2 protein-coding genes and 2 pseudogenes are annotated in these 2,547 nt (G+C 66.2%); all 4 read left to right on the top strand.

Annotated elements, in window-relative coordinates; all coding sequences use genetic code 11:
• Positions 1-172: 172 nt before the first annotated feature.
• Positions 173-844, top strand: a pseudogene (locus tag ENN83_RS14655) (phage tail baseplate protein); the annotation flags it as partial.
• Between the two features lie 7 nt (positions 845-851).
• A complete protein-coding gene (locus ENN83_RS14650) occupies positions 852-1,928 on the top strand; it encodes a DUF2793 domain-containing protein (protein ID WP_287188206.1) in 1,077 nt (358 codons plus the stop codon).
• Positions 1,925-2,233, top strand: a complete 309-nt coding sequence (locus tag ENN83_RS14645; protein ID WP_287188205.1) for a hypothetical protein — start codon at positions 1,925-1,927, stop codon at positions 2,231-2,233. Before ENN83_RS14650 ends, ENN83_RS14645 begins: the two co-directional genes overlap by 4 nt.
• Before the next feature lie 140 nt (positions 2,234-2,373).
• Positions 2,374-2,547, top strand: a pseudogene (locus tag ENN83_RS17040) (peptidase M15); the annotation flags it as partial.

The following is a 2,547-nucleotide window of genomic DNA, read 5'->3' as shown; positions in this document are numbered from 1 at the left end:
TCCGATCGAAATGGTATTTGCCAGGCTCAAGGCCCTCGTCAGAAGCGCCGCCCCGAGATGCGCTGACAGCCTCTGCAGCGCCATCGCATCCGCACTGACTGCCTTCAACCCGAAGGAATGTGCCCGCTATCTCCGGCACGCAGGATATGCTTCAACTTGATCGAAAACAACTCTAAGTGGAGCGAACGCACTGGCCATCGAGAGCATGCCTGGCGTCTGGGAGATTGTTCAGGCCGGGGCGGCCGAACTGATCGCACCGGGGCGCTATCGCCTCACACGGCTCCTGCGCGGCCAGCGCGGGACGGAAGGCGCCATGGGCAATCCAACCGCGGCAGGAGCGCGCGTCGTGGTCCTCGACCCCAGCCTCGCGTCGCTTCCCGTCAGTGAGGCCGATCTAGGCATCCCCTGGAACTGGCGCATCGGCCCGGCGAGCCGCCCCGTCAGCGACGAGACCCATGTTGCCCGCACCTTCACGCCGGAAGGTATCGGGTTGCGGCCTTTCTCCGTGGCCCATGTCGAACAGCCATGGCGTCGCCCCCGCACGCCCGGCGATCTGACCATCCGCTGGGTGCGCCGGTCCCGCGCGCTGGCAGCCGACGGTTGGGGCGGGCTGGACGTGCCGCTTGCCGAAGAGCTTGAGGCTTATGAGGTCGAAATCCTCGACGGCTCGGCGGTCAAACGGGTGCTCACCACGGGCACCACCAGCGCCCTCTACAGCGAGGCCGACCAGATCGCGGATTGGGGCACGCCGCTCGGCCCCGGCGACACGCTCGACGTCCGCATCTTCCAGCTCTCCGCCCTCGTCGGGCGGGGCGCGCCGAAAACCGTCACGCTGAGTTTCTGAGGATCCGATGTCTGATACGACCACCAACCTGCTGCTGCCCTACATCCTGGCGGCGCAGGCGCAGAAACACGTCACCCATAACGAGACGCTGCGGATCCTCGACGGGCTTGTTCATCTCTCGGTTCTCGACCGCGACCTGACGGCCCCGCCCGGCAGCCCTGCGGATGGCGACCGCTGCATCGTCGGCTCCGGCGCGACGGGCGACTGGGCGGGCTGGGACCTGAACGTCGCGCTCTGGACCGACGGCGTGTGGCTCCGGCTGCCGCCGCGCACCGGCTGGCGGGCTTGGGTCGAGGGCGAGGGCGTATTGCTGGTCTTTGATGGCTCCGGTTGGGTCGGCACCACGCCCGAAGAGTTGCAGAACATGGCGCTGCTTGGGCTCGGCACCACGGCGGACGCCTCGAACCCGTTCTCGGCCAAGCTCAACGCAGCACTCTGGACCGCGAAGACCGTTGCCGAGGGCGGGACCGGCGATCTGTTCTACACCATGAACAAGGAGGCAGCAGGCGACGATCTCGGGCTGACCCTGCAGACCGGCTTCGTGACCAAGGCGCTGGTCGGGCTCTTCGGCTCGGACCGCTTCCGCCTCGCGGTCTCCGCCGGCGGCAGCACCTTCTTCGACGGGCTGAGCGTCGACAACGCCACCGGCATCATCGACCAGCCCCACCTGCCGCGCTTCAAGGGCTACACCAACTATGACAACTATGTCAGCGTCGATACCTGGACGAAAATCGGCATCAACAACACCGAGTATAATGATCAGGGCGCGTTTGACGCCGCGAGCAATCGCTTCACGGCCCCGGTGGATGGCGCCTATCTTTTTGGCGCGACGCTGCTCTTCAAGGTCAATTCCAGCACTGCGGCCCGGATGCGCGGACGGCTGGTCCTGAACGGCAGCGATGAAATCCGTGGCAGCTACGGCGAGATCAGCGGCGCGCATGTCTCCGAGGCCACCGCGCTCTGGCTGCAGAGCATGGCGGTGCTGCAGGAAGGCGATACCGTCGAACTGCAGGGGTATTTCCGCGCGCAGGACGGCTTCTTCGCGGCCGATCACACCAGCTTCTGGGGGGCGAAGATCGGATGACCAACCGGCACACACTCACCGAGCAGATCCTGCAGATCTTCCGTGATCATGGTCTGACGGCGGCTATCGGCGTCTGGTTCACCTTCATTGCCGGGCTGGCGACAGCCGTGACGAGAAAGGCATTCACGAATGAGGCGCTGCTCAACCGTCTGGAAAAAAAGCTCGCCGAGGAACGCGCCCGCATCGAGAAGCGCCGTGACGAGGACCGCAAGGTCGATCATGACCGGCTCGAGCGTATCGAGCGCGACATCCACGACATGCGCAACCTGATCTTCGCGGCCTTCCAGCGCAGGAACGGCGGCTGACCGCAGCGTTAGCGCGCGCAGGCCGCACCGGACGACAACCCGTCGCTGGCACCCTGAACACAACCCCAACCGCTACGCCCCCCGGCCGCCGCCTTCTGCGGCGGGCCGACGTCTGTCATTCCCATCCCAAGGAGGCTTCCATGTCCGACCCCATCCGCACCTTCCGCCATTTCCGCGACGTGCCTGAGCGCGATTGGCGCTGGCCCAACTTCTCGCCCGCCGAGATCGCCTGCCGTGGCACGGGTCAGCTGAAGCTGCACCCGGAAGCGCTCGACAAACTCCAGGCCCTGCGCGACCGGCTGGGCAAGCCGCTG

The sequence above is a fragment of the Rhodovulum sp. genome (genome assembly GCF_011048875.1).
Lineage (GTDB): Bacteria > Pseudomonadota > Alphaproteobacteria > Rhodobacterales > Rhodobacteraceae > Rhodovulum > Rhodovulum tesquicola.
Note: the sequence above shows the minus strand (reverse complement) of the source record. Positions and strands in the feature narration are given on the sequence as shown.